This window comes from Congregibacter sp., from assembly GCF_965660375.1.
Taxonomy (GTDB): domain Bacteria; phylum Pseudomonadota; class Gammaproteobacteria; order Pseudomonadales; family Halieaceae; genus Congregibacter.
In genome coordinates this window covers 1-5,705 of sequence record NZ_CBFHZO010000083.1, presented here as the reverse complement: position 1 = coordinate 5,705, position 5,705 = coordinate 1, and the positions used below count along the sequence as shown (strand labels likewise).

Sequence of the window (5,705 nt, the reverse complement as noted above, 5' to 3'; positions counted from 1 at the left end):
ATTCCGACGCGCCATAACCGTTCATCACTACCCGGTCACCAACCGCAAACTCTTCATGCGTCGATTCCAGCACCGTGCCGGCATAGTCAATACCCAGCACCAGAGGATGGCGCTGGGCGATGGGGGCAGCGCCGCTGATGGCTAGCCCGTCTTTGAAGTTGAGGGTGGAGTACTCCACCGCGACGGTAACATCACCGGCATCCAGGTCATCGAGGGTCAGTGTCTCGTAGGCGCAGGCGTAGCTATCTTCCTTGCGGGCGACAAGAGCGTTGAAGCTGTCTGACATATGCATTCCTTAGTGTAGATTGTTGGCGTTGCCCAAGGTCTGGAGCCAGCGGGGCACATTAAAGCGGAGGTCGCTGTCTCCCAGGGCGATTTGGTAATCCCGGGCCAGGTCATCAAGGGTCTCACGAAGAAGCGCTGTGGCGGTAGCCGAGCGCTCGGCGGTGGCCCCCGCAAGGTCTTCCAGGCGAACACGCTGACCGGGCTCCAGCAGGTAAAGTCTGACGCCGGAAGGGTCGGGAACCTTTGGTGCCAGGCGCACGTGGTCCAGGTCGAGTTCGGCGACTACGACGCCGTTACTGCCGATGGCCTCTATTTCCTGTTCATTGCCGTGAATAATCATGCCGGCGCCTTCGCAAAGGCCAAATCCAAAGCGCTGTTGCTGCGCCGTGCAGGCCATTAGCAGGCGTCCGAGGCGATGCCTGCGAAGAAAGTTCTGGTCAATGAGACCAAGGCGGGTAAGGCCGATGCCCCGTTCAACGACGACGCCAGAGAAGCTGGCGTCCTCGGAGCTGCCGTAACGCCAGGCCGCGATGCTGTCGCCTTCGGCGATCATTCGGTTACCCAAAGCTGTGGCAGATGCGGCAACGGCAATCAGCGGCGTACCACGCTCATAGGCCGTGACAATGCTGTGGAGCACCGGCGTTGCCTCCGCGCAGTGGAGTAAAGCCTCTGTCACCCTACGCTGATCCCCGCCGGTGAACAGCAGGCTGCCCATGCGGTCGATGGTTTTGAGCAGCGCCCGGTCACGACTCGCGCGTTCGATGTTGTGCAGGGAAATGGGTAACAGCTCTGCCTGAACATTTTCACTGGCCAGCCAGTCCAGGTAGCGCTCCGCCATGGCCGTGGGCTCTCCAGAGGCGGTCGCCAGTACACCCACGGGTTCCCGCAGCTCCCCCAGCAGTGTCCTGCGGGCGTCAGAGGACCAGTTGATCGGTGTGCTGCCCAGCATCACCAGGCGCGCCTCGGGCGCGGGATCCGGGCGCAGTACCTGGGTGCTCTCATTGAGGGGGCAGACATCCAGCGCAGCACAGTGAATATCCAGATCAAAGTTGAGTGCGGTATAGCGGATCTCTCCCGCTCTCACGGCCCGTAATGCCCTGGAACGACGGGGGCGGCGATGTATATGCAGCGTAACCTGATTGCCGAACTGGGCGTCAAAAGCGCTGGCGCTGTCCTTGTTGTAAAACGCGGGATCACTCTCTATCAGGCGGAGCATCAGGTCGTGAAGCCCGTAGCTTGCGAACGCGTTTCGGCGCACGGGCGCTGGCGAACGGTAGGAGGCACGTCCGACCCGGGTGCGACGTTTGTCCGCCGCGGGGAGGGGCTTCCCTCGTCGTAAATCGATGGCGTCGCCGTCATCAAGAAAGGACACCCGTGCATTGCGGACGGTGAACTCCTGATCCTGGAACGTCGCTTTGCGCAGGTCGATAAACAGGATGCCGGTTTCGCCCACAACTTCGCCGTGGGTGCCCTGAACAATGAGGGCGCTGTTTTCATCGATACCGAAGGCCAGGGTTTGTTCTGACAACTCTGCCGCTTTGATGAGACGTCCCACGCGTCCGCGCTGGAGAAAGTGCTGATCCACCATTCCCCAGTCAAAGAATCCCAGGCCCTTACCAAGACGAAAGGCATCAAAGTCCTCCGCGGCGTTTTCCCGAGTATCGATGCCACGGCTGATGGCATTGAGGGAGGTACCGCCCATGATCATCGGGCCCGACATGATTGCGGCACCCGCAGAACTGCCGGCAATCAATCCGCCCCTGGTATAGAGTGCCCGGATGGCTTCCAGGGCCGGGGTTTCGCGTCCGCCCTGCACCAGCGTACCCACGATGCGCGATTGGTCACCGCCGGTGAAGAATACGCTGCCGAAGGCCTGGAGCCGCTCGATGAGCCTCGGATCGAAAGCGGATTCCTGGCGGTTCTCGAAAAAAATGGGTACCAGCTCGGCGTAAAAGCCCTGGGCACGAAACTCCTCAACGGTCTCTTCGCCCACTTCTTCGGGATACCCGGAGGCCATGGAGCAAACGGCAATGCGGCCTTCACAGCGCTTATATAGTGCTTTGTAAAGCGCTACGTTGTCCGCTTCAAAACGCCCCCCGATGAGTGCGAGGGAGCCTTGAGGACGGAGGCGGTCCGAGGGGGCTTTTTCTGTGGAATCAAACGGCAATGTGTAGTTCCGGACTGGGCGGTCGAGAGTTTGCGGATATGCTGGGCATTATCGCTAATGTGCCCTGAATTAGCGACCATCAGTGGCTTTCAAGCCTTCTCGTTCGGGGGTAGAGTAGAGGATTCCCAGAGTGAAGCGGAGTTTCCCCATGCAGTTCCTCGATACCAGTGTGTACCGTGGCCCGAATGTCTATGCGCTCTTTCCCGTGATCCGCCATACGGTGGATCTTGGGGAGCTTGAAGAGTGGCCCACGGCGCGGTTGGGAAAGGATTTTGTCCAAGCGCTGGTCGCGGCATTACCCGGTCTTGAAGATCATGGCTGCTCCTATCGGGAACCCGGCGGCCTCATCCGTCGCATGTTGGAAGATGAGGGTACCTGGCTCGGCCATGTGCTCGAGCACGTGGTTCTTGAGTTGCAGGGGATCGCCGGCTACGAGGTGTCCTTTGGCAAGACGCGCTCCACCGATGAGACCGGCGTCTATGACATGGTCTTCGAGTACGAGGAGGAATTTGCCGGTATTCAGGCGGGCAAGCTGGGCCTGGATCTATTGCACTCTCTGCTGCCGGAGAAATTGCGCCTGTCGGATGTTCCCGAAGATTTTAATTTTGATGAGGAGCGGGATCAGTTCATCCGCGCCTGTCAGTCCCGGTCTCTGGGGCCGAGTACTCACTCCCTGGTAAAAGAAGCGGAGGCCCGCGGCGTCCCCTGGATCCGGCTCAATGAACACAGCCTGATACAGCTGGGTCATGGACGTTATCAGCAGCGGCTGCAGGCCACGATCACCAGCGCCACCCCACACATTGCGGTGGAGCTTGCCTCCGAGAAAGATGAAACCAATCGCATCCTGGGGGACCTGGGTCTCCCCGTACCGCGTCAGGCGCTGGTGTACCGCCTCCGTCGTGCTATCGCGGCCGCTGAGCGCATTGGCTATCCGGTGGTCATCAAGCCGCTGAACGCCAATCACGGTCGCGGCGTCACCACGGATATTCAAAACGAAGAGCAGGTAGAAAAAGCCTACGACAAGGCCAAGGAGCACAGTGACGGGATCATCGTGGAGACGTTCCTGCGCGGCCTTGATCATCGGCTTCTGGTCGTCGGCGGCCAACTGGTGGCAGCGGCCAAGCGGGTGCCTGCGCACGTCAAGGGTGACGGCAAGTCTACCGTGGAAGAACTGGTTGCCAGGGTCAATGAGGATCCTCTGCGCGGTGTGGGCCACGAAAAAGTGCTCACCCGTATTTCCATGGATGCGGCGGCTGAGCGCATGCTCTCGCAATCCGGCATGACCAGCGCCAGTGTTCCCGAAGAGGGGGCTATCGTGTATCTGCAGCCCACTGCGAATCTGAGCACGGGCGGCACCTCCGTGGATGTCACCGACGTGATTCATCCGGATAACAAGAGCATGGCCGAGCGGGCGATCCTGGCCCTCGGGCTCGATGTGGGTGGTGTTGATTTTATCACCACAGATATCACCCGTTCCTATGGTGAGGTGGGTGGTGGTATTTGTGAGTGCAACGCGGCGCCGGGTTTTCGGATGCACGTAGCACCCTCCGAGGGCGAGCCGCGTAATGTTGCAGGCCCCGTTATTGACATGCTGTTTCCCAAGGGGAGTCCCTCGTCGATTCCCATCGCTGCCATCACGGGCACCAACGGTAAGACCACGACATCGCGCATGCTTGCGCACATTCTGAAGATGTCGGGGTTGACGGTTGGTCAGACCAGCACCGACGGCGTTTACATTGATGGTCGTCTGACGGTGGCCGGTGACATGACGGGGCCCACCGCTGCTCAGATTGTGTTGCGTGACCCCTCGGTGAATGCCGCAGTCATGGAGACTGCCCGCGGCGGCATCTTGCGCAGCGGTCTGGGGTATCAGCGCTCCAACGTGTCGGCCTGCCTTAATATTGCGTCGGATCACCTGGGGCTCAAAGGTGTGGACACCCTCGAGGACCTCGCTGAAGTAAAGCGGGTGGTGGTGGAAGTGGCGCGGGACGCAGCGGTTCTCAATGCCGATGATGTGCACTGTCTGCAAATGGCCGATCACTGCACCGCCGAAAAACTTTGCTATGTCACCATGAACCGCTCTCATCCTCTTGTGCGGGAGCACATTAAAGCGGGAGGAACGGCGCTGGTTCTTGAACAGGGAATCAACGGCGGCATGATTACCCTCTATGACGAGAACGGTCACAATATTCCACTGCTGTGGACCCACCTTATTCCGGCAACACTCGAAGGTCGGGCGCTGCATAACGTACAGAACGCGATGTTTGCGGCGGCGCTTGCCTACCACATGCAGGTGGATCTGGAGAACATTCGTCAGGGTCTGCGAACCTTCGACAGCACCTTCTTCCAGTCACCCGGTCGCTTGAACGTCTACGACAAGCACCCGTTCAAGGTGATTCTGGATTACGCCCACAACCCCGCTGCGGTGAAGATGGTCTGCGACGTGGTTGATCGCTACGAGATTGGCGGCCGCAAGATAGTGGTCCTCACCATGCCCGGGGATCGCCGGGATGAGGATATCGTAGAGGTCGCGGGTATCGCTGCAGGCCATTTTGATCATTACATCTGTCGCCGGGACGATAACCTTCGGGGCCGAGAACCCGGGGAAGTGCCGGGCCTGCTCAAGCGCGGACTCCTTGAGGGGGGCGTGTCCGAAGACAATATTGAGCTCATTGAAAGTGAAGAAGACGCTAACCAGGCAGCGCTGGAGATGGCGCGGGGTGGAGACCTGGTGCTGATCCTCGCGGACCACGTCACCCGATCCTGGAAACAGATTATTTACTTCCAGCCGGGGGAGGATGTGGTGAGTGAGCAGAGGGAGCGTCCTGCCATTGAGGTGCCCGAAGAGTTTGTGGGCAGTTTCTCCTTTTCCGATGATCTGGAGCTTATTCGTGACGAGCGCGGCGTACGCATAGCCCGGGAGAGCGACGACTAGTACTGCCATGCGTTTGCTTGATTCAAGACGACTCACCGGCGCCAATTTCCTGCTCAAGCGCTCCGGCGCGGTGATGGATATCTCCGTGCTGGAGGGCGAGCGGGAGCTGTTGATCGCAGCCTGGCGTCTCCACGCCCGGCGTTTGCTCGAGGAGCTGGACTGGGATGATGAGGAGCTGGCTGTTCGTCCCTTTGACGGGGGTGTTTCCCTCGGGCTGTCAGCGCCGGTCGACGGCCTGTACACCGCAACGGAGCTCAACGAGACGGCCTTTGAGGCGGCGCGGGACTGGATCGAGGGAGGTCAACGGCACTTGCTGGT

3 protein-coding genes and 1 pseudogene are annotated in these 5,705 nt (G+C 60.0%); 2 read left to right on the top strand and 2 right to left on the bottom strand.

The features are described 5' to 3' along the window. Positions 1 to 286 (bottom strand): alcohol dehydrogenase catalytic domain-containing protein (locus tag ACTG3T_RS07360; protein WP_439101615.1); only part of this gene is annotated, 286 nt, incomplete at its 3' end. A 9-nt stretch (positions 287 to 295) separates the two neighbouring features. Beyond that, positions 296 to 2,452 carry a cyanophycinase gene (locus tag ACTG3T_RS07355; protein WP_439101614.1) on the bottom strand — a complete coding sequence of 719 codons (2,157 nt, stop codon included), beginning with the start codon at positions 2,450 to 2,452 and terminating at the stop codon, positions 296 to 298. 130 nt (positions 2,453 to 2,582) lie between these two features. Here ACTG3T_RS07355 and cphA point away from each other — a divergent pair, with 130 nt between their 5' ends. Further along, positions 2,583 to 5,387, top strand: a complete 2,805-nt coding sequence (gene cphA / locus ACTG3T_RS07350; protein ID WP_439101613.1) for a cyanophycin synthetase — start codon at positions 2,583 to 2,585, stop codon at positions 5,385 to 5,387. A gap of 7 nt (positions 5,388 to 5,394) precedes the next feature. Beyond that, positions 5,395 to 5,705: pseudogene (locus tag ACTG3T_RS07345) on the top strand (hypothetical protein); the annotation flags it as partial.